Source organism: Streptomyces sp. NRRL F-5122, assembly GCF_001507435.1.
Classification (GTDB): Bacteria; Actinomycetota; Actinomycetes; order Streptomycetales; family Streptomycetaceae; genus Streptomyces; species Streptomyces lannensis.
On record NZ_LMWH01000026.1, the window covers coordinates 149,942 to 170,496 of the forward strand.

A 20,555-nucleotide genomic window follows, 5' to 3' on the forward strand; every position below is an offset into this window, starting at 1 on the left:
TCTTAGGAACGGGCCCTCGTGGGGCTGCTGTTGTAGGCCTCCGCCTCGAGCGTGGGACGGCCCGAACGCAGGGCCCCGGCGGGCCAGGAGAGGGTGACGGTCTGGGACTCACCGGGCAGCAGCCACACATAGTTGTGGCTGTACAGCGTGGGCAGCACTCGGCTGCCGTCCTCGCCGTCGAGCAGCGAGAGCCGGACCATCGCCGCCACGGCCGTTCCGCGGTTGCGGACCGTGGCCGTCAACTCGTGCCGGCTGCCGGAGCGGGAGAGCTTCTCGATCGACGCCGACAGCTTGACCTGCTTCGCCGTGCTGAGCGACTTCATGGCAGCCGGCGTGCGATGGCGCCAGTAGGTGTTGCTCGACAGCAGGTGGCCCGCGCCGTCCTCGAGGGTGAGCCGCAGCATGTGCAGGTCGGGCAGATCGTCCGTCCAGTCGGTCGTGAAGGCCGACGCAGTGGCGGACGAGGCGATGTCGACCCTGGCGCGCTTCGCGCTCCCCAGTTGCCGGCCGGAGAGGTCGTACACACGCGCAGTGACGGTGGCCCCCTTGACCGCCCTGGCGGTGTGGTTCACCGCGAGGACCTCCCACTTCAGCGGGTCGGCCTGGACGTGCAGGGGCTCACAGGCGGTGCGAGCACCGTAGTAGGTCCCGTTGACGTCGAAGTCGTAGTCGTAGGTCTGCCAGACGGTGCTGTGCCAGGCCGGGTGGGACATCCAGAGCATGAGGCCGCTGGCGTTGTCCCACAGGTTGGCGTTCCACGCCTCGAACATGGCGCGCATGTTCTCGTAGTTGACGAACTGTGCCTTGCGGGCGAAGTCGTCCAGGTCCGTGGCCGTGCCGAGCCGGTCCTCGATGGCGGCCTTGTAGTTCTGCGGCGCTTGATTTCCGTGCTCGCTCCAGTCGTGGTAGTACCACGCGCCACGGATTGGCCACTCAGGCTCGTCGCCCGTCATGTTCCGCATGCTGGCCGCGGTGGACACCACGGGCATGCCGATCTCGGTGTGGAAGCCGAAGTCCCTGCTGCCGTAAGTGGAGGGGTCGAAGTACTTCTCGGGCTCGACCCAGCCGTAGGGGCCGCCACCGGTGATGATCCCGCCGGCCGAGTTGTTCTGGTACAGGATCCCGGGCGCCTGCTGCTCGACCGCGTCCCGCATGCCCTTGTCGATGGCGGCGGGGGGATTGCCCTCGTTGGCACCGCACCACACGACCACGCTGGGGTGGATGCGGTAGCGCAGCACGGTGTCGGCGGCGAGCGTGTTGAAGGCGTCGTGGTCCGGCGGGTCCATGCCCCAGGCGTTGGGGAAGTCGTTCCACACCAGGATGCCGTGCTCGTCGCAACTGGCGTAGAACTCCTCACGGTTGCTGCTGCCGACCCAGTTGCGGATCATCGTGAAGTTCATGTCGCGGTGCATCCGGACGGCGGCGTCCATCCGCTCGGCGGGCATACGGCGCAGCAACTCGTCCCAGCCCCAGTTGCCCCCGCGGGCCAGGACCCGCACCCCGTTCACGCTGATCTTCAGCGGGTCGGGGGTGTTGGACACGGACTTCACGTCGGTCCAGCTGTCGCCGTCGGCGGACACCTGGATGACATAGGTCTTGGGGTAGGCCTGCTCCCACACGACGGCCAACCGGTCGAAACGCCGGGCGGATCCGAGGTCGACCTGGATCCACTGGTGGTCCTCGTACTGCGAGGACCAGCGTGTGCCCGAGTTGCCGTCGGTCGCGTGGGCGGCCGGGTGGTCGGGGTCCTCCGTCGAGGCGGTGGCCTTCTGGTGCAGCGCGAGGTCGGTGCCCGGCTCGGTGCTGTCGATGACGGACAGGGACCACAGCGAGTTGCCCCAGCTGGTGTTGCGCAGGCCGCAGTTGAGGCGGACGTAGCGCGCGGTCTGCGCGGTGAAGTCCTCGACCTGGAGGCTGGCGTCGCCGTTGTTGAACGGCAGCGGCACGGCGGTGTTGTCGACCGACTTCGCGTCCATCCAGGTGGCGTCGTCGGTGGACACCTGGACCACGTAGCTCGCGGCGTAGGCCTGTTCCCAGACCAGGTCGACCCGGTCGAAGGACTGCTGGGAGCCCAGGTCGACGCGGATCCACTGGTCGTCCTCGTACGAGGAGGACCAGCGGGTGCCGGGGTCGCCGTCGGTCGCGTTGGCCGGGCCGTGGTCGTCCCCGTCGAGGCTGGAGGACGTGGCCGGCGCGTGCAGGGCGAGGTCGGTGCCCGGCCGGTCGCCGTCGAACACGGACAGGGTCCACAGTGAACTGCCCCAGCCGGTGGCCCGGGTCAGGCATCTGATCCGGACGTAGCGGGCCTGCCGGCTGCCGAGGTCGACCGACTGCGTATAGGCGTCACCCGTGGCGACGAAGGGCAGCGGCACCTTGTACTCGTAGCCGAACTGGCGGATGCCGAAGCGGCTGACGCGCCGGTCGCTCTCCGCACCGTCCACCGAGGCGACGAGGGTGAGGTCGTGCAGTTCGGGGCTGCCGAGGCCGTTGGGCCACCACAGCTTCGGGTTGCGCAGCCGCAGCCGAGTGAAGGCGTCAGGGGTGAAGGTGACGTCTAGGCTCTTGCCGCCCGGGACGGTGACGACCTTGGACACCTGCACGTCGCCGAAGGAGGCGGAGACGGTCGCCTTGTGGTCGGCGGAGTCGGCGTTGCGGACCGGGACCACGATGGTGAGTTCCGCGACGGACGTGTCGGGCAGCTGCGGCAGCACGCTGTCGACGCGCGGGTCGCCGATGACGACATGCCCGGTGGATCGCAGCCGCACATGATTCCAGATGCCCGCCACACGGTCGCGCACCGCCGGCATCCAGTCCCATCCCGAGGAAGCGAGATAGGTGGGCGAGTTCAGGTTCATCTGCTGGGCGCCCGCATCGACCCAGGACTCACCGGCCGGACCCTTGTCACCCGGGCTGCCGGGAACGGGCATCGGCGTGATCTTCACTGCCAGGGCGTTCTCGCCCTTGGCGGCGAGGAGCGGCGTGATGTCGTGCGACGAGCGGGCGAAGGGATAGGTCACCCCGCCGACCTGCTGCCCGTTGAGCCAGATGTCCGCCCGGTGGTTGATGCCGTCGAACTCGAGCCAGACATGACGTCCTGCCCCGGTCCGCAGGCCGCGCGGCAGATCGAAGTCACGCTTGTACCACCAGGAGTGGCGCGACAGCGCCTCGGGGATGTGCAGGTTGTTCAGGCCGATGACGGGGTCGGGCAGCTTGCCCTGGTCGACGAGCGAGGCCAGCACCGTGCCGGGAACCGTGGCAGGCAGCCAGCCGCTCGTGTCCACGGTCGTCTTGGACAGCTGTGCGCCGTCGCCGCCCGCCCAGTCGTCCATGGTGAGGGTCCAGCCGGACTCCAGCGGCACCGTGCCGTCGTCGGCGACCACCAGTTGCGGCGCCCTGTCGTGATGGGTGCCCCAGTCCGTCCAGCCGGTGGCCGACGGGCGGTGGCCCTTGGCGGTGCCGTAGACCTCGAAACCGTTCAGGCCCAGCGGGTTGGGGTTGGACCGCTTGCGGGCGGTCATCCGCACCCAGCGGGCCGTCGCCGGCTTCGGCAGCTGGATCTCCACGACCCCGCCGGTGCCCGCGGTGGTGCGATACACGCTGGTCCAGGACTTGTGATCGCGAGAGGTCTCGACGACGAAGTCCACCGCGTAGCTCGACAGGATCTCCTTGCCGGTGGTGCCGTCGGCCCAGTTGCCGCTCGAAGGAGGCGTGAACACCGGGTCGCTCGCGTCGGCTTCGAACGTGAGGCGGATCCAGGTGACCTGGCAGTCCGCCTGAAGGTCGACCGATATCCACTGCGGGTCGCCGGCCGCGGCGCGCCAGCCGGTGCCCCGGACCCCCTGCGCGGTGATCCGGTCCACGACGAACTCGCCCGGGGTGGGCGCGTAGTCCGTCGAGGAGACCGAGACGGGACGGTACGCGGCGAGTTCGCCCGGGGCCGCCGTGGCTCCGGTGGGCGCGGGCTCAGCGGCGGAACTCGTCCCCGGGAACACGGTGCCGAGACCGAACCCTGCCAAAAGGGTGGAGCCGGTTGCGACGACGGAGCGTCGAGATGGGTGACGCGACGGATGCGCCTGATGTGCCATGGGTGGGAAGTCCAATCACAAGAAGACGCCGGCAGGACGGACGGCTCGGCCAGCACGAGCTTCAGCGTATGACAACGTTGCCTGACAACGTTGCCAAAGGCTGTTCCGCGAAGCGGCTTCTGTCAAGACTCCTGACAGGGATCGAGACCTGCCCGAAAGGGGCGGGACGTACGGGAAGTTGCGGCCGCAACGACTGGCGCGGAGGTGCTGCGCGCAGGACGACACCGTGAACACAGGCCGGGCACGCCTTTTCCTCGAAGGGAACGCCGACCCGGTTCTCGGCCGCCAACCACTTTGCCGAGATTTTTTGTTTTACTGCCGAGCGCCCCGATTCGGGAGCGGGAGCCGCCCCGCCCTTGCCCCGCGATGGCGATCGCGTCACGGACGAACGGAGGCCCGGCCCGTCCGCCGTACAGGTCCACGCAAATCCCGCCGAGCGGGCGCCCCTTCCGCCCCATGTTCCGGGATCAGCCCGGAAACCTTTCTTCACACCTTGACTTAACACCAGTGAAATTGCTTGGATCCAACCCGTCGGTGAGGCGGGAGGGGGCGGTCGGGGTGACTGACGCCATGTCGGAGTGTGCGCCCGCCGACCTCTTCCCGAGTGCACGTACCGCGGCAACAGGGCGGCCTGTTCCTTTTCCGGAACAAGGCCGGCCGACGTCGCCGAGGGAGGTCGACACACCGCGACGGCAGGCCCTGGCGAGCCACATGACCACGCCTGCCGTCGCCGATGCGACGGGCTCCGTACCACCGACCTGGCACAGCACCAATCCCCGGTATCCCCCAGACTCCAGGAGAAGCTGTGAGACGTTCTCTCAGCGCGATCGCCGCCGTGGCGGTCACGGCGCTGACCGCACTGGTAGGCACGGGCCCCACCGCACATGCGGACCGTTCCGGTCATGAACCGGCCGGGCGGGGCCCGGTCGTGACCGGCACCTACTCCACCGGCGCCACCCAGGCATGGCGGCCGCTGCCGAGCGTCCGCGTGGGCGAGGACCAGGACGCCCCCGCGGATGCCACCGTGGTCGTCGATCCGAGCACCACCCGGCAGCGGTACACGGGCATCGGCTTCTCCCTCGACGAGACGAGCGTCTCCAACCTGTGGAAGCTCACCCCCGCGAAGCGCGAAGAGGCCATCAAGCTCCTGGTCGACCCCAAGCACGGTGCGGGCCTCGACCGTTTCCGGCTGACGATCGGCAGTCCGGACCTCATCGAGCATCTGCCGTTCTGGTCGGAGGACGACCTCCCGGCGGGCGTCTCGGAGGACTTCGGCCTCAAGCACTTCTCCATCCAGCGGGACATCGACCTCCACATCGTCGACACGATCAAGATCATCCAGCGCTACAACCCGAAGGCGACCTTCTTCGCCTCCGCGTGGAGCGCACCGGCGTGGATGAAGACGAACAACCGGTTCACCGGAGAGGTCGCACTCAAGCCCGGCAGCACCACGGACTATTACCAGGTCGGAAAGCTGCGCGACGACTGCATCGACGTGTTCGCGCGCTACTACGTCAAGTTCGTCCAGGCCTACGCCAGGCACGGCATCCGCGTCGACGCCCTGACCATGCTCAACGAGCCGGGCATGGACGTGGTCTACCCGGCCATGGACATCAGCGTCGCCCAGCAGCAGAAGCTGGCCCTGGCGATCAAGCGTGAGTTCCGGGCCGCCCACCTCGACACCCAGCTCTATGTGCACGACTTCAACTTCTGGGACTGGCGGGACCCCAACAGCACGGCCACCAAGAACTACCACCGCATCTTCGACGACGCCCCCGACGGTTCGGTGACCGGAAGGCAGGTACGGAAGGCGGCGGACGCCATCGCCTTCCACCCCTACTGGGGGGACCCGCGCGTGATGCGCGACGCCTACGAGGAGACCGGCAAGCCCGTGCACCTCACGGAGACGAGCGACCTGTCGTCCTCGACCCTGCTGAGCGACTTCCGTCTCGACGCGGGCTCCTACATCCTGTGGGCTCAGACGACGGACCAGGACGGCGGGACACTGCACTGGACGCCCGCGCGGGACAACAACATCGACTGGGACCAGGTCGCCGCCACCACCAAGTGGCCGGACCGGCTGGTCACGGTGGACACCACGGCCAAGGATTTCACCGTCCGCGACGAGCTCTACGGCCTGGGGCAGTTCGCCAAGTACCTCTCCCCCGGTGATGTGCGCCTGGAGTCCAGCGCGGCGGAGCACGGGATCAGCAACGTGGTCTTCCGGTCCGGCGCCGACAGGTTCGTCGCCGTGCTCGGGAACACGAACGACACCGACACCAAGGTCAGGGTCGTCGCCGCGGGCCGTTCGTTCGTGGTGACCGTCCCGGCGGGCTCGTTCGCCACCTACCGCTGGCAGGACCACGCCCCCACGGGCCACAGGAACCACGCCCCCGTCCTCAGCGGGAGCACCGAGGTGGTCGCAGACCAGTACAGCACCGCGCACCTGCAGTTGCGGGCCACCGACCGTGACGGGGACCGGCCGGCCTACTACGCCGAGGAACTGCCGGACGGGGTCGCCGTCGACCCGGCGACCGGCCTGGTGACGATCCACCCGACCGCCGCAGGCGAGCAGGACATGACCTTCTATGCCACCGACGGCAGGGCCCGCGACCAGCTGAGCGTCCACCTGACCGTGCGGACGCACGCCGTCCCGGTGGGAGAGCGGATCGAGGCGGAGAACTACACCGACCAGCACGGCTGGCCCGCGGACGGCAGCAACTTCGTCGAGAGCAACGCCGCGGCGAGCGGGGGCAGGAACGTGGGCTGGACGGCCGCAGGCAACTGGCTCCGGTACGACGTGGACGTGCCGCAATCCGGCACCTACGACGTCGAGTTGCGCGTCGCCAACGGCACCGGGAGCGCCGCGCCCGACGCCCTGTCCCTGCGCGACCGGAGCGGAGCCACACTGGCCACGGTGTCGGTCCCCGCGACGGACGCCTGGGGTGACTACCGGTCCGTACACACGACCGTCACGCTCACGGCCGGGGAGCAGCCGATCACCGTCTACTGCGAGACCGGCGGCTTCAACCTCGACTACCTGCGCCTCACCGAGTAGTCACCGGCTCGCCGGCAGCCCGGGTGTCCCCACGCCGAGTGTAGGCACCCGGTGGTGCGAGAACGCCTCGGCACCCGCCGCGGTCCCGGCCTCGGCCCTGACTCGACCACAGTGAAGGGGCGTTGACGGGCGGCGGCGGTGTGTCCGGCACCACCAACCAGTCGTTCTTCAAGGACGGCACCGCCGAGGTCATCACCGCCGTCACCGGCAACCCCGGCGGTTGACACACCTCGGTGTACGCAAAGGAGGAGGCGATCTGGATGGGCACGCGCGATGTCGACCATCCCTACGGCTTCGCCGCCTTCACCGTCGATCCCGGCCGCTTCCCCGGTGACACCGCGCGGATGCACGCGACGTACTACAGCCTCGACAAGCCGAACGGCGAGCTCAGCGTCTTCGAGCAGTTCACCCTGCGCCGCAAGCGGTCCGACGGCCACCGTCACTGATCCACGGCGCGGACGACCATCGTGCCCCTCGCCAGGTCGTCCGCGCCGTGCTCGCCGTCCGTCCGGCGGCGCCGACATGTGCCGGAGCTCGCCCCGGGCTCCCGCACACACCGCGACCGGCCTTCGGCTGTCCCGGGAACCCTTCCGCCGCCCGCGACCGCCGATCGCTTCACCCGGCGGTGAATCACCCCGCGCCACCACCCCCCTGACGTCGTGCTCACCAGGTTCCGGCTGCCCCCGTACGCCCATGTGGTCCCTCGACGGCGCAGACATGGCACCCGCCCGGCCGGCAGCGTGCGCCGAGCCGGCACCCGAGACGCGAGTCCGTCCCCCGGCTGGCGCAGAGCGGGGGTGGCAGTGGCCGCGCCCACGGCGGCAGCGGCGCCGCCGGAGAAACGCGGGCTGAGCCGATCGGTGTAGCTGCCGTGCGCGAGGGCCTGTCGTCGCCGCAGGACGGGCACAGATGGATCCGGAGGTGCTTGCGCATGCCCAGCGGTGACGTGCTCATCCTCATCGATGAGGCCGGCAGGGTGGTCGAGTGGGGGCATGCGGCCGAGGAGCTGTTCGGGTGGTCGGCCGAGGAGGCCGTCGGCCGGCACGTGTCCACACTCGTACGGGAGGACGCCGACGACACAGGACGCCGAAGAGGGGTCCCCGATGCGGCCGCGGTCCTGGTCAGACCGGTACTGCGCGGCACACGGGTGACATGGGAGGTACGGACGTCGTCGGAGCCCACGCCGGAGCAGGACGCGGCGATCCTGAAGACGCTGTTCACCCACTCCCCCACGGGACTGCACGTCCTCGACGACCGGCTTCGTGTCGTCCGCACGAGCACCCCCGGACTGCGCGACACATCCACGGGACGCCTGCTCGGCACGCATTTCACCCGGGTGTACGACCTCGAGGACCCCGAGCGGGAGACGGCCGTGGCACAAGGCGTCCTCGACAGCGGCGCGGCGGTCGTCAACCGGCTCGTGCGAAGCGCGAGGACCCCGGGTGGGACCAAGCGCCGCGTCCACTCCGTCTCCTACGTCCGTCTGGAGGACTCCCGGGGCGAGGTGCTCGGGCTCGTGGCCTCCACCCTCGACGTCACCGATCGGGAGAACGCACGGGACCGGCTGGACCTCCTGAACTCCGTCCGCGCGCGGGTACGCCACGGCCCGAACGTGGGCGCCGTGTGCCAGGAGTTCGTCGAGGCGGTCGTTCCCGCCTTCGCGGGCATCGCCGTGGTCGAGGTCATCGACGACGTCGTCCGCGGCGAGGAGCCTCCGCTGGTCCCGGTCCGCGAGGACGTCCCCCTGCGCCGGGCGGCCTTCCACGGCGGTAGCCCGGCGCACCCGATGGCCGATGTACGCCCACCGCCGGCCGGCACGCCGTTCAGGAACGTGCTGTCCGATCTCCGGCCGCGCCTCGTCCCGATCGGAGAGGACAACCCCTGGCCGGCCGGGGACCCGGCCCGAGCCGCTGCCATCAGGAGAGCCGGCGCCCACTCGCTCATCGTGGCGCCTCTGGCACTGCGCGACCGGGCGCTGGGCATGGTCGCCTTCTACCGTGTCCACGAGCAGGACCCCTTCGAAGAGGAGGACCTCGAGGTGGCCTCCTCCGTGTGTGCGCATGCCGCGCTCTGTATCGAGGACGCCCGTCGCTACATGCGTGAGTGGATCACCGCGGCCACCCTCCAGCGCAGGCTCCTGCCACAACAACCCACCACACAGAGCACCGTCGAGACCTGCCATCTGCACATCGCCGACCCGGAGGGCGGCGGCGCGTTCTGCGACACGATCGCGCTGCCCGGCGCACGGACCGCGCTGATCGTCGGTGACGTCGCCTGGCACGGCATCGCCGCGGCTCTCACGATGGGCTTCCTGCGCACCGCGCTGCACACCCTGGTCGCGCAGGACCTGCAGCCCGACGAGCTGCTCGCGCGCTTGAACGACACTGCCGACCGCCTCGCGGCGGCATGCGCCGCGCTGCCCCCCGATGATCCACTGCACACCGAACAGCTCACCGCAGGCTGCATCATCGCCGTCCACGACCCGATCGAGCTCAACTGTACGATCGCCCGGGCCGGCCTCCCCGAGCCGGTCGCCGTGTTCCCCGACGGGTCCACCGTCGTCCTGCCGGTGCCTCCCGGTCCCCCGCTCGCCGGAAAGGGCAACGCTCCCTTCCCCGCTGCCACCGTCAGCCTCCCCGAAGGAAGCACACTGGCGCTGGGCACGACCGGGCTCGCCCCGCAGGTCCTGATGCGGTCCGCGTCGCAGAACACCTTCGCGGACGGCGTGGGCGCCGGGCCTCTGTCCGATCTCCGCGACGCCGTCGCCCATGCGCTCACGGGCTCGCCCCACACCGGCGACCAGGTGATGCTGTTCGCCCGGATGACGGCACTGCCCGGCGATCGCGTACTCACCCGCGCACTGCCCGCACATCCCGAAGCCGCGTCCATCGCCCGCAGGGCGACCCGCGACCGGCTTCAGGCCTGGGACATGGACGAGGAGACCACGTTCACGGCCGAACTCATCGTCAGCGAACTCGTCAGCAACGCCATTCGCTACGGCGCACCGCCCCTGCAACTGCGCCTCATCCACGACCGCATGCTGACCTGCGAAGTCACCGACTCCGCCAGCAGCGCCCCCCATGTCAAACACGCGCGCACCGTCGACGAAGGCGGCCGGGGCCTGTTCATCATCTCGCACCTCACCGACCACTGGGGCACGCGCTATCACGACCGGGGAAAGACCATCTGGGCCGAGCAGCCGACCCGGCACCGCACGCCCTCGTCATGACCCCGATGCCATGCATCCACCGCGCGCGCCAAGCCCGATTGCCGCAGCGGCGTCACCCGTCGACACCGCATTCTGCGTGATAGACACCTAGGAGGCACCGGCGGGAAGCGGACCGTGCGGTCGATCTTCACACAGCCGCGGGCCTGTGGCCTCACCGCAAGGCCACGCGTCGCAAGGCCACACACCTCGCCGACGGAAGGTGGACGGGCGTGCAGCACTACGATCTGGTGATCCTGGGGGCGGGCAGCGGCAACATGCTGCTCGCCGACGAACTCGCCCATCTGCGCACCGCCGTCGTGGAGCCGAACCGCTTCGGCGGCACGTGCCTGAACCGCGGGTGCATTCCCAGCAAGATGTACGTCCTTGTCGCCGACGCGGTCGAAGACGCCCGGGCCGCGGCCCGCCTCGGCGTCCATGCCGGCGTCGAGCGCGTCGACTGGAGGGCCGTCCGCGACCGGATCTTCCGGCGCATCGATCCGCTGCACGACGGCGCGCTGGACTACCGCAGGAAGAACGGCGTCGACGTGTACACCACGGAGGCACGATTCGTCGGGCCCAAGGTGCTGCAGGTGGGAACCGAGCGGATCACCGCCGACACGTTCGTCATCGCCGTCGGATCACGGCCCGTGGTGCCGGACATCCCGGGATTGGACTCCGTTCCCTTCCACACCTCGGACACCATCATGCGGATCGACGACGTGCCCGCCTCCATGGCCGTCATCGGCGGCGGTTTCATCGCGGCGGAGTTCGGCCATGTATTCGACGCGTTCGGTACGGACATCACGGTCGTGACGCGAGGTCCGCGCCTGCTGACCGGAGAGGACGAGCAGATCTCCGCCCGGTTCACCGAACTCGCCTCGCGGCGCCATCGCGTGCTGCTCGATGCCGACATCACCTCCGTCGAGCGGCGTTCCGGAGGTGTCGCGCTCACTGTGACCTCACCGGACGGGGATCAGGTGGTCGAAGCCGAGATGCTCCTGGTGTCGGCCGGACGCCGGCCCAACACCGATCGGCTGGACGCGGTCGCCGGCGGGCTGGAACTCGACGAACACGGCCATATCGTGACCGACTCGGCCTACCGCACGTCGGTACCCGGCATCTGGGCCCTGGGTGACGTGGCCAATCACTTTCAGCTCAAGCACATGGCGAACGCCGAATCGCGGATCGTACGCCACAACATTCTGCATCCCGAAGACCTGCGCACCCTGCCCAACGCCTTGGCGCCGCACGCTGTCTTCACCAGCCCGCAGATCGCCGGTGTCGGACTGACCGAGCAGGAGGCTCGCAACCGCCGGATCGGCTATCTGGCGAGTGTCCGCGACTACGCCGACACCGCATACGGATGGGCGCTGGAGGACACCACGAGCTTCGTGAAGGTCCTGGCGAGTCCTCACGACCGCAGGCTTTTGGGGGCACACATCATCGGCCCTCAAGCGGCGACGCTCATCCAGCCGTTGCTCCAGGCCATGACGCTGGGCCTCACGGTGGACCAGATCGGCCGGGACGTCCTGTACATCCATCCCGCACTCACCGAAGTCGTGGAACAGGCCCTTCTGGCCTTGTAGTTGGGACGGGACACCGCGGCGCTCGGACAACGGTGATTCCCTCGGTTGCAGGTCGGACGGATAGCATGAGGCAGGTATCGCTGGAATCGGACTGCGCCCATTCCCTCGGTGAGCGCCTGGGACGACGCTTTCACCGATCTGCACGGCGCCAGGCGGATCACCGTGCGGACCGTGACGCGCCCAATGCCTGCCGTCGATATGGCGTCCACTCTCGGTCACCGGGCCCGAGCCGTCTTTCCCCCCGGCGCACGGTCCTTGTGCTCGGACGCAGTCCGCTCATGCCGTCGACCGGGGGCCGGGCCGCACGACGGCGGCAGACGATACGACGCTCAACTTTCGCCAGTACTGGCCTGTTTGACGAATCAAAAGATCAATAACCTGGCATCTGACGGCAGGCATCTACCTGAGGAGTTCCGTGTCCGCTGCGCAGCAGCTTCCCGACATCCTTTCGCCCGAGTTCGCCGCGGATCCCTACCCCGCCTATGCGGTGATGCGGGAAGAAAAGCCCCTGATCTGGCACGAGGCCACCAAGAGCTACATAATCTCCCGTTACGAAGACGTGGAACGTGTCTTCAAGGACAAACAGAGCCAGTTCACCACCGACAACTACGACTGGCAGCTCGAACCGGTCCACGGCAAGACGATCCTGCAGCTCAGCGGCCGTGAACACGCGGTGCGCCGGGCTCTGGTCGCCCCCGCGTTCCGGGGCAGCGACCTGCAGGAGAAGTTCCTGCCGGTCATCGAGCGCAACTCGCGCGAACTCATCGACGCCTTCCGGCACTCCGGATCCGCCAACATCGTCGGCGACTACGCAACCCGTTTCCCTGTCAACGTCATCGCGGACATGCTGGGCCTGGACAAGGCCGACCACGCCCGGTTCCACGGCTGGTACACGGCTGTCATCGCCTTCCTCGGCAACCTGTCCGGCGATCCCGAGGTGACAGCCGCAGGAGAACGCACCCGGGTGGAATTCGCCGAGTACATGATCCCGATCATCCGCGAGCGGCGCGACAGCCTGGGTGACGACCTGCTGTCCACACTGTGTGCCGCCGAGGTCGACGGCGTCCGCATGAGCGACGAGGACATCAAGGCCTTCTGCAGCCTGCTGCTGGCCGCCGGCGGGGAGACCACCGACAAGGCGATCGCCAGCATCCTGGCGAACCTGCTGGTCAACCCCGACCAGTTGGCGGCCGTCCGCGAGGACCGCAGCCTGATCCCCGCCGCCTTCGCGGAGACCCTCCGCTACACGCCGCCGGTCCACATGATCATGCGGCAGTCGGCCACCGAGGTCGAGCTCACCGGTGGCACCGTCCCTGCCGGCGCCACCGTCACCTGCCTCATCGGCGCCGCCAACCGGGACCAGCAGCGCTACCGTGAGCCCGACCGGTTCGACATCTTCCGTGACGACCTCACCACGACCTCGGCGTTCTCCGCCGCCGCCGACCACCTCGCATTCGCCCTCGGCAGGCACTTCTGCGTGGGCGCGCTGCTGGCCAAGGCCGAGGTCGAGGTCGGTGTGAACCAACTGCTGGACGCCATGCCCGACCTCCGTCTCGCCGACGGATTCGACCCGGTCGAGCAGGGCGTCTTCACCCGCGGCCCGAAGGCCCTGCCGGTGAACTTCACACCGTCCGCCGCCTGATGCCGCTCTCCCGCTGAATTGCCTCCTCCGCGTGCCGGGGATCCCGCCCGGCACGCGGAGGGCATGGGGCTACCGCACCTGCGGAGTGAACTGCACCGGAAGCGAGGTCAGACCCCGCATCCAGATGGACGGGCGCCACGTCAGCTCCTCCGGTTCCACGGCCAGTACGAGGTCGGGAAGGTGTTCCAGGAGGGTCTCCACCGCCGTCCGTGCCATCACGTCCGCCAGGAGCGGTGCCGGATACGGGCAGCGGTGTTCGCCGTTGCTGAAGGACAGATGAGCGGAGTTCTCGGCGCCGACATGTGATTCCGGCCAGATGTGCGGGTCCGTGTTGGCGGCCGCGAGACCGAGGACCAGGCAGTCGCCCTCGCGGATGAGACGTCCGCCGAGCTGTGTGTCACGTACGGCCCAGCGCCCGATGAAGTTCTGCGTCGGTGTGTCCAGCCACAACACCTCGTTGAGCGCGTCGCCGACACTGACACGGCCGCCCGAGACGTTGACCGCGAAGCGCTCGTCGGTCAGCAGCAGCCGCAGGGTGTTGCAGATCCAGTTGGCGGTCGGCTGCTGTGCCGCGGCGATGACGGAGATCAGGTCCTGCACGATCTCCTCGTCGCTGAGCCCGGCGGGATCCAGCAGCATGCGCGATGTGACGTCGGGACCGGGCCGCTCCCGCTTCTCCTTCACCAGTTGCATGACGCGTTCACCGACACGCGTGTACGCCGCCACCGGGTCGTCTCCCTCACCGGCGTCGAGGGAGATCCGCAGATCCTCGACGAGACGCTCGGTGTCCGCGCTGCCCTGCGGCATGCCGCACATCCACAGCACGCCACGGGCGGGCAGGGCGTGCGCGTACGTGCTCATCAGCTCCGCCTGGCCGCTGCCGGAGAACGAGGAGATCAGCTGATCGGCGATCAGCTGGCACTCGCGGGCCAGCTCGAACTGGTCCACGCCCTCCAGCGCCTGGGTGATGACACCCGCGCGGCGCTGATGCTCCGCTCCCTCGGTGAACAGCACGGAGGGCTGGTAGCCCACATACGGCAGAAGAGGCCAGTCGTCCGGGATGTGCGGCCACTGGTTCCACCGCCGGGAGTCCCGTGCGAACAGCTCGTCGTGCACGGTCACATAGCAGACCTCGGGGTAACCGAGCACCAGCCAGGCGGGGATGCCGCCGTCGAGCAGCACCGGCGCGACCGCCCCGTGCTTCTGGCGCATGGCGCGGTAGAGCTGCGACGGCGTCTGCTGGTACTCCAGTCCGGCCAGATGCACGGCGGACGAGTGCGCGGGGCACCCTGGAGGAGGATTGTTCGTGGACGGGGAGTCGGCGGTGTCGCTCACGGTGTCCTCTCCTGGGCCATCGCCAGTGTGTACAGGTGGTCCACCAGAGCGATGAGGACCTCCTTGACCGAGCCCCTGACCCGTGCGTCGCAGTCGATCATGGGCACGTGCTCACCCAGGGCTAGTGCCTGACGGATCTCGTCGAGCGTGAACCGGCTCTCGTCGCCGTCGAAGCGGTTGACCGCCACCACGAAGGGCGTCTTGTGGTGTTCGAGCCGGTCGATCGCGTACCAGGAGTCCGCCATGCGGCGGGTGTCCACGAGGACGACCGCGCCGAGCGTGCCGGAGAACAGCCGGTCCCACAGGAACCAGAAGCGCTCCTGACCGGGTGCGCCGAACAGGTAGAGCACCATCTGCTCGTTCAGGCTGATGCGCCCGAAGTCGAAGGCGACGGTCGTGGTGGTCTTGCGTTCCACACCGGCCGTCTCGTCGATGCCTTCACCCGCCTGCGTCATCACCTCTTCGGTGTTCAGCGGCCGGATCTCGCTGACCGAGCGGACCAAGGTGGTCTTGCCGACGCCGAAGCCGCCCACGACGATGATCTTCAGACCGGTCTCGGCGGCATCGGCCAGCGGCGTGCGCTGCAAGGGCAGCTCAGAGGTGGCGGAGTCCATCAAGCACTTCCTGGAGCAGGGTTGTTTCGGGGAGGCCCGCGACGGACTCGGCGGCGCGGGGGTGCCGGGCGCTGACCTTGCCCATGTCGTGCAGGTCGCCCAGCAGAATGCGTACGACGGTGATGGGGAGCTTCAACTCGGCAGCGATCTCGACCAGTGCCGTCGGATGCCGGCACAGTTCGAGGATCCGAACATGCTCCGACTGCATCCCTGCGGTGGGTTCGCACTCACTGACGATCAGCGTGACCAGGTCGAAGGTGTCGTCGGCTTCGCTGCGACCGTCCGTGACCATGTACAGCCGGTCCGGATCGCCGACGTCCACGGGTTTGCGGATCACGCGGAGGCACCCGGGCCGACGGAGGCGCGCGGCTCGGCCCTCAGATGGTCCCCGATCTGCTCCACCAGCTCCGTCATGTGATGACCCACCACGCCCGGGTCGGCGCTCTCCTGCGCGACGACCGCGAGGTGCGCGCCCTCGCCCGCCTCCACGATGCACAGCAGGCCGCCGTGGAACTCGGTCATGGAGTGCCGGACACCGCCGGATCCGTCACCGAACTCGGCTGAGGCACCCTGGGAGAGGGCTTGGATACCGGAGCAGATGGCCGCCAACTGGTCGGCCTGGTCTTCGGTCAAGTGCTCCGTCCAGCACAGCTTCAGGCCGTCCCGCGACAGGACGAGAGCGTGGCGCGTGCCCGGCGTACGCTCCAGCAGGTTTCCCAGAAGCCAGGTAAGGCTGTTGTCAGTGGTCTCCATCGTGGGCGGGGCGGGTTCTGACCGGTCGAAGGTCACCCGACCCGTTCCTCCAATCCAACGTGGTGCGGCGAATCGATGCGGGGGGTGGTGGGCTGGGGCGCCCAGGCTGTGCGGAGGGTTTGGCCCTCAGTCGTCGGTGGAGGCGTGGCCCGTGTCCTCACCGCCCTGGGCGCCGCCGGCGCTCCGTCGGCCGCGGTGGAAGGCCCCGAAGCGGCTGCCGGCGTCGCGTGCGGGGCCGGGTTCACCCCGCTCGGCGGGCGTCTGTGGGGCCTGCTTCCGCCGCTCCCGCTCCGCCTCTGCCATGGTCCGACCCGGGGTCCTCAAGGGCAGACCGCCGGTTGCGGCCCCAGCAGGCTTGCTCGGGATGTCCGTGCGGGCCGCGGGCCCTCCTTCGGTCGGCACGACCGACTGCGGGCGTACCACTGGGGGTTCGGCCGCGGGGGCGGGCACGTTCGGCGCGGAGGTGCCACCCCGGAGAGGCTCGGAGACGATCGGCTCGCGCTGCTGGGCGACCATCTGAGGCGGCAGGAGTACGACCACCCCGGTGCCGCCGCGCGAGGACGGGCGGTAGTTGACGCTGATGCCGTATTTGACGGCCAGCCGTCCCACCACGCCGAGTCCGAGCCGGGTTCCCTGCAGTGCGGCGAGGTCGATGACCTTGCCCGACACGGACTCCTCCGCCCGGCGCATGGCCGCGTCGGACATCTTCAGACCGCTGTCCTCGATGGTGACGACGATGCCGGCGCTGCGTTCCTCCACGTAGACGTGGACCTCGTCGATGGGAGGGGAGAAGTTGGCGGCGTTGTCCATGAGTTCGGCCAGCAGATGCATCACACCCTCGGCCGCGAACCCGTTGATCGCGGCCTTGCTGGAGGAGTGCAGGCGCACCCGCCGGTAGGCGGCGATACGGCCGACGGCACCACGCAGGATGCTCTCCATGACGATCGGCTTGTTCCATACGCGGCTGGAGCGGCCACCCATCAGCAGCGCCAGCCGGTCGGTCATGAGGCCCAGCTGCGAGGTGCTGTGGTCCAGACGCAGCAGGTCGCCGAAGACCTCCTCACCGTGGCGGTCCTGCATCTCGCGCAGATCGGCAAGCATGCTGACGGTCTTGGCCTGAACTCGGCTGAGCGCCTTGGCGGAAGCGGCCTGCGCGGCGGCCGAACGCCTTTCGCTGTAGGCGAGTTCGCGCACGACCCACTCGGCCAACTCCCGCAGCAGCGTGCTCTGCGGCCAGTCGACCTTGGCGAGCGCGGTGTCGGCGGAGCTTCCTTCCCGCAGCAGCTCCACCGCTGCGGGCAGCGTCTCCTCGGCCAGCCGCTCGAGCTCCGCCTTGCCGCGGTCCAGTTCGGAGCGCAGGTGCTGCCGGTCGGACTCGGCCGTGGTTGCACGCCGCACCGATTCGGCGAGCGCGGTGGCGAACACCTGTGACAGCTGCCGCAGATGCGGGTCCGAGGGCACGGGGAACCGTGACAGGGCTTCTTCCGCCTCCGCGCCGTTCTTCACCCTCTCGGCGACCCCCGGCATGGTCGTGTTGACCAGGTGCGACCTCTCGGAGACCTGCTGCCGCCAGACGCTCTCGCTCATCTCGAGCTCGCTGCCCTGCGCGACGGCCTGCCGATGGGCGCGGCGCACCAGATACGAGGCGGTGCCGACGACAACGGCGACGCAGCACCAGGCGACAACCGCGGTAGCCAAGACCCAAGTGCGGGAGTCCTCGGGAGCGAAGACACCCGCTGCCGCGGCGCCCGCAGCGGTGACGAGCAGGATCACCGGAAACGCGACCGGGGACGATCGCCCTCCTTTGGCGCTTCGGCGCTGGCGGGGGCGAGTTGGCACTGACATTCCGCGGTCCCTCGGTCCGTGAGAGCAGGGGTGGTTGGACGGCTGAGCAACGCCGACGCTCCGGAAGGGGGCCGACCGAGGGCGGCGTTGTTCCGGATCAGGGTTTTGCCGCACATGCTAGTCACCGGGCCGAGAACACCGGTACCGGACGATGAGTTCGGCCTCCGTACGAATTCACTTCGACGGGAAATGAGCACCACGGGACTGGTGCGTGGTACCGGATCGATCGCCGATCATGACTGATCTTGCATAGGCCGAAAGCGGCGTTCCGGGTGCAATGTCTACCCATCGCCGTATACACCGGACCGAACCCCGCTGACCGATGTGAGTTTTCGGCCAACTATTGGGCACGAGGCGGGTGGCAGGCCGGAGGCAGCACAACCCAGATCCGATACGGCGACCGTCGTGGACCTCCGCACCACCCAGCCGAATTCAACTGGAGTGGGACAAAAGGGCGTCCGCAATTTCGCCGATGAGGTAGGCCAGTCGATGTCCCGTCAGGCGGTATGACCATGTTGGGCTTACCTGTTCCGGATAGTGACATAGTTCTGGAAATCCACGCCCCTGTCGGACAATAAAGGAGCTGGATCAATCGAGTTCCCGGGTGTCCCGCTACCGCGCCGCACGCGGTGTCCCGACGGACGGAAAGTGCGTGTCAGCGCCCACCCCGATGGGAGCATCCGGTTCCGGGTGGACGGGCTGCCGTACGTCCTGACCGAGGCGTATCTGAGCGGCAACCCCGACCAGGACGAGGCGATCTTGAAGCTCTCTCCCGGTGGGCGGGGAAGCAACGCGGCGCACAACTACGCGGAACTGCTGGAGAAGAAGAACCGCAGCTAGAGCGTGACGTTCGGGATCGGGCCGCAGCGTCCGGAGCTGCACCCCACTAACGAAGGCCGCCCACGTACGGAAGGTACGTGGGCTGCCAGGCACCGTCCCGGGTCTCACGGGCCCGGGCTTGCCACCGTGAAACGCGTCAGCTCTCCTCGCCCGTGCCCTGCTTCCGCGACCGCGGGCCCTGCAGTTCGAGGCGCCCGTTGCCCTGCTCGGGCCGGCCGCCGGAATTCGGGGAGTTCTGGCCGCTCTGACCGTTCAGGTTCTGCCGGACCGAGTCCAGGATCGTCAGGCCCTGGGCGACCAGGCCGGCCGCGATCTCGCCGAGTCCGTCCGCACCGTTCAGGACGTTGACGTTGGCACCGGAGAGGCCACCGGCCGCCTCCTTCACGATCTGCGGAAGCTGGTCGATCAGCATCCGGTCCAGGGCGACGCGGTCGTGCGAGGCCGCGGCCTCGGCCTGGATCTTCATGCGCTCCGCCTCCGCGGCGGCGAGGATCCTGACCCGCTCCGCCTCGGCCTCAGCGGGCTTCACGACCTCGGCCACGAGCTGCTGCTGCCGCAGCTTGGCCTGGCGCAGGGCCAGCTCGGTCTGGGCGGCCAGCACCTCCTGCTGGGCGTGCGCCTGCGCCAGCGGTCCGGCCTGGGCGGCATGCGCCTGGGCGCGGTCCACCTCGGCGGAGTACTCCGCCTTCACCACCGCCGTCTGCCGGGCGTACTCGGCCTGCTTACGGGCCGCGTCCTGCTCCGCCTCGGCCGCGGTCTGGTTGGCCTGGGCCTGGGCTATCTGGGCCTGCCGCTGGATGGCTGCCTTGTGCGGCGCGGACATCGCGTCGATGTAGCCGGTGTCGCCGTCGTCGATGGACTGGATCTGCAACGAGTCCACGATCAGGCCGATCTTCGCCATCTCCGTCTTGGACGTGTCCAGCACCTCGGCCGCGAGCTTCTGCCGCTCGGTGACGATCTCCTCGACCGTCATCGAGCCGATGATGGCCCGCAGATGACCGGCGAAGATCCTCCCGGTCAGGACCGACATCTGATCCTGGTCGGAGAGGAATCGCTGGCCGGCGTTGATGATGCTCTCCGTGTCGTTGCCGACCTTGAAGGCGATCACGGCACGCACGTTCAGCGCGATGCCCTGCCTTGTCACACACGTCTCGGTGACCTCGGCCTCGCACATCGACAAGGTGAGAAAACGGACCTTGCGCAAAACCGGCAGCACGAACTTCCCGTGCCCCGTCACCACCCGGAACGGCGCGCCCCCCAGTCCCCGCCGTCCTCCCGAGATCAGCATCGCCTCGTCGGGGGCGGGAACGCGGTAACCGAACATCCTCTTCTCCTTAGCCGGCGTCGGCGGCGTCCCCGCACAACGCATCCAACGGATCGGCCCACTCGATGACGTCCACCTCGCGGCGTCCGCGGGAGTCGATCACGAGCACGGTGGCCCCAGTCGGCAGGGGCTCCTGCGACCAGGCGAGGAATGTCTCGGAACCGCCTCTGACCCGCACCAGGATCTCGCCGGGACCGGCGGATCCACGAGTGCCGATGAGCAGTTCCCCCGTGCAGCCGATCACGGCCTCGTCCTGCGCCATTGC

General features: G+C 68.9%; 14 protein-coding genes. 6 read left to right on the forward strand and 8 right to left on the reverse strand.

Translation table 11 applies throughout. The features are described 5' to 3' along the window. Positions 1–2: 2 nt before the first annotated feature. Positions 3–4,085 carry a discoidin domain-containing protein gene (locus ADL25_RS05620; protein WP_059126489.1) on the reverse strand — a complete coding sequence of 1,361 codons (4,083 nt, stop codon included), beginning with the start codon at positions 4,083–4,085 and terminating at the stop codon, positions 3–5. Between the two features lie 805 nt (positions 4,086–4,890). Between ADL25_RS05620 and ADL25_RS05625 the strand changes: the two genes are divergently transcribed. From ADL25_RS05625 to ADL25_RS05645, 5 genes are all read left to right on the forward strand, one after another. Next, positions 4,891–7,143 (forward strand): carbohydrate-binding protein, encoded by a 2,253-nt coding sequence (locus ADL25_RS05625; protein WP_059126490.1) that lies wholly within the window; start codon positions 4,891–4,893, stop codon positions 7,141–7,143. Between the two features lie 260 nt (positions 7,144–7,403). Beyond that, positions 7,404–7,589, forward strand: a complete 186-nt coding sequence (locus tag ADL25_RS50300) for a hypothetical protein (RefSeq protein WP_059126491.1) — start codon at positions 7,404–7,406, stop codon at positions 7,587–7,589. A gap of 485 nt (positions 7,590–8,074) precedes the next feature. Then, the gene (locus ADL25_RS05635) at positions 8,075–10,372 is read left to right on the forward strand and encodes an ATP-binding SpoIIE family protein phosphatase (protein ID WP_059126492.1); all 2,298 of its coding nucleotides are present in this window, start codon (positions 8,075–8,077) and stop codon (positions 10,370–10,372) included. A gap of 209 nt (positions 10,373–10,581) precedes the next feature. After that, positions 10,582–11,937: a mycothione reductase gene (locus tag ADL25_RS05640; protein ID WP_059126493.1), complete on the forward strand. Its 1,356-nt coding sequence runs from the start codon at positions 10,582–10,584 to the stop codon at positions 11,935–11,937. A 415-nt stretch (positions 11,938–12,352) separates the two neighbouring features. Next, positions 12,353–13,579 carry a cytochrome P450 gene (locus ADL25_RS05645; RefSeq protein ID WP_059126494.1) on the forward strand — a complete coding sequence of 409 codons (1,227 nt, stop codon included), beginning with the start codon at positions 12,353–12,355 and terminating at the stop codon, positions 13,577–13,579. Between the two features lie 69 nt (positions 13,580–13,648). Here the strand turns inward: ADL25_RS05645 and ADL25_RS05650 are convergent, their stop codons facing one another. From ADL25_RS05650 to ADL25_RS05670, 5 genes are all read right to left on the reverse strand, one after another. Further along, on the reverse strand, positions 13,649–14,914 hold the full coding sequence (locus ADL25_RS05650) for a cytochrome P450 (protein WP_059126495.1): 1,266 nt from the start codon (positions 14,912–14,914) through the stop codon (positions 13,649–13,651). Next, positions 14,911–15,528 (reverse strand): GTP-binding protein, encoded by a 618-nt coding sequence (locus tag ADL25_RS05655; RefSeq protein ID WP_059126496.1) that lies wholly within the window; start codon positions 15,526–15,528, stop codon positions 14,911–14,913. The genes ADL25_RS05650 and ADL25_RS05655 overlap by 4 nt, the downstream gene beginning before the upstream one ends. After that, the gene (locus ADL25_RS05660) at positions 15,509–15,865 is read right to left on the reverse strand and encodes a DUF742 domain-containing protein (RefSeq protein ID WP_059126497.1); all 357 of its coding nucleotides are present in this window, start codon (positions 15,863–15,865) and stop codon (positions 15,509–15,511) included. Before ADL25_RS05660 ends, ADL25_RS05655 begins: the two co-directional genes overlap by 20 nt. Beyond that, the gene (locus ADL25_RS05665; RefSeq protein WP_059126539.1) at positions 15,862–16,281 is read right to left on the reverse strand and encodes a roadblock/LC7 domain-containing protein; all 420 of its coding nucleotides are present in this window, start codon (positions 16,279–16,281) and stop codon (positions 15,862–15,864) included. The genes ADL25_RS05660 and ADL25_RS05665 overlap by 4 nt, the downstream gene beginning before the upstream one ends. Positions 16,282–16,407: 126 nt before the next feature. Then, positions 16,408–18,126 (reverse strand): ATP-binding protein, encoded by a 1,719-nt coding sequence (locus tag ADL25_RS05670; protein ID WP_079050193.1) that lies wholly within the window; start codon positions 18,124–18,126, stop codon positions 16,408–16,410. 648 nt (positions 18,127–18,774) lie between these two features. Between ADL25_RS05670 and ADL25_RS05675 the strand changes: the two genes are divergently transcribed. Then, positions 18,775–18,966 (forward strand): hypothetical protein, encoded by a 192-nt coding sequence (locus ADL25_RS05675; protein ID WP_234380620.1) that lies wholly within the window; start codon positions 18,775–18,777, stop codon positions 18,964–18,966. 136 nt (positions 18,967–19,102) lie between these two features. On the opposite strand, the gene ADL25_RS05680 is transcribed toward ADL25_RS05675, so the two are convergent. Together ADL25_RS05680 and ADL25_RS05685 are read right to left on the reverse strand one after the other, a co-directional pair. Continuing rightward, on the reverse strand, positions 19,103–20,290 hold the full coding sequence (locus ADL25_RS05680; RefSeq protein WP_059126499.1) for a flotillin family protein: 1,188 nt from the start codon (positions 20,288–20,290) through the stop codon (positions 19,103–19,105). A 10-nt stretch (positions 20,291–20,300) separates the two neighbouring features. Then, entirely contained in the window at positions 20,301–20,552 is a 252-nt protein-coding gene (locus ADL25_RS05685; RefSeq protein WP_059126500.1) for a hypothetical protein, read from the reverse strand. Positions 20,553–20,555: the final 3 nt, after the last annotated feature.

What these genes read in the sequence shown, in the direction of transcription:
- ADL25_RS05620 (WP_059126489.1), bottom strand. Translation starts at nt 4,085, where the DNA reads ATGGCACATCAGGCGCATCCGTCGCGTCACCCATCTCGACGCTCCGTC.
- ADL25_RS50300 (WP_059126491.1), top strand. Translation starts at nt 7,404, where the DNA reads ATGGGCACGCGCGATGTCGACCATCCCTACGGCTTCGCCGCCTTCACC.
- ADL25_RS05635 (WP_059126492.1), top strand. Translation starts at nt 8,075, where the DNA reads ATGCCCAGCGGTGACGTGCTCATCCTCATCGATGAGGCCGGCAGGGTG.
- ADL25_RS05655 (WP_059126496.1), bottom strand. Translation starts at nt 15,528, where the DNA reads ATGGACTCCGCCACCTCTGAGCTGCCCTTGCAGCGCACGCCGCTGGCC.
- ADL25_RS05665 (WP_059126539.1), bottom strand. Translation starts at nt 16,281, where the DNA reads ATGGAGACCACTGACAACAGCCTTACCTGGCTTCTGGGAAACCTGCTG.
- ADL25_RS05670 (WP_079050193.1), bottom strand. Translation starts at nt 18,126, where the DNA reads ATGTCAGTGCCAACTCGCCCCCGCCAGCGCCGAAGCGCCAAAGGAGGG.
- ADL25_RS05680 (WP_059126499.1), bottom strand. Translation starts at nt 20,290, where the DNA reads ATGTTCGGTTACCGCGTTCCCGCCCCCGACGAGGCGATGCTGATCTCG.
- ADL25_RS05685 (WP_059126500.1), bottom strand. Translation starts at nt 20,552, where the DNA reads ATGGCGCAGGACGAGGCCGTGATCGGCTGCACGGGGGAACTGCTCATC.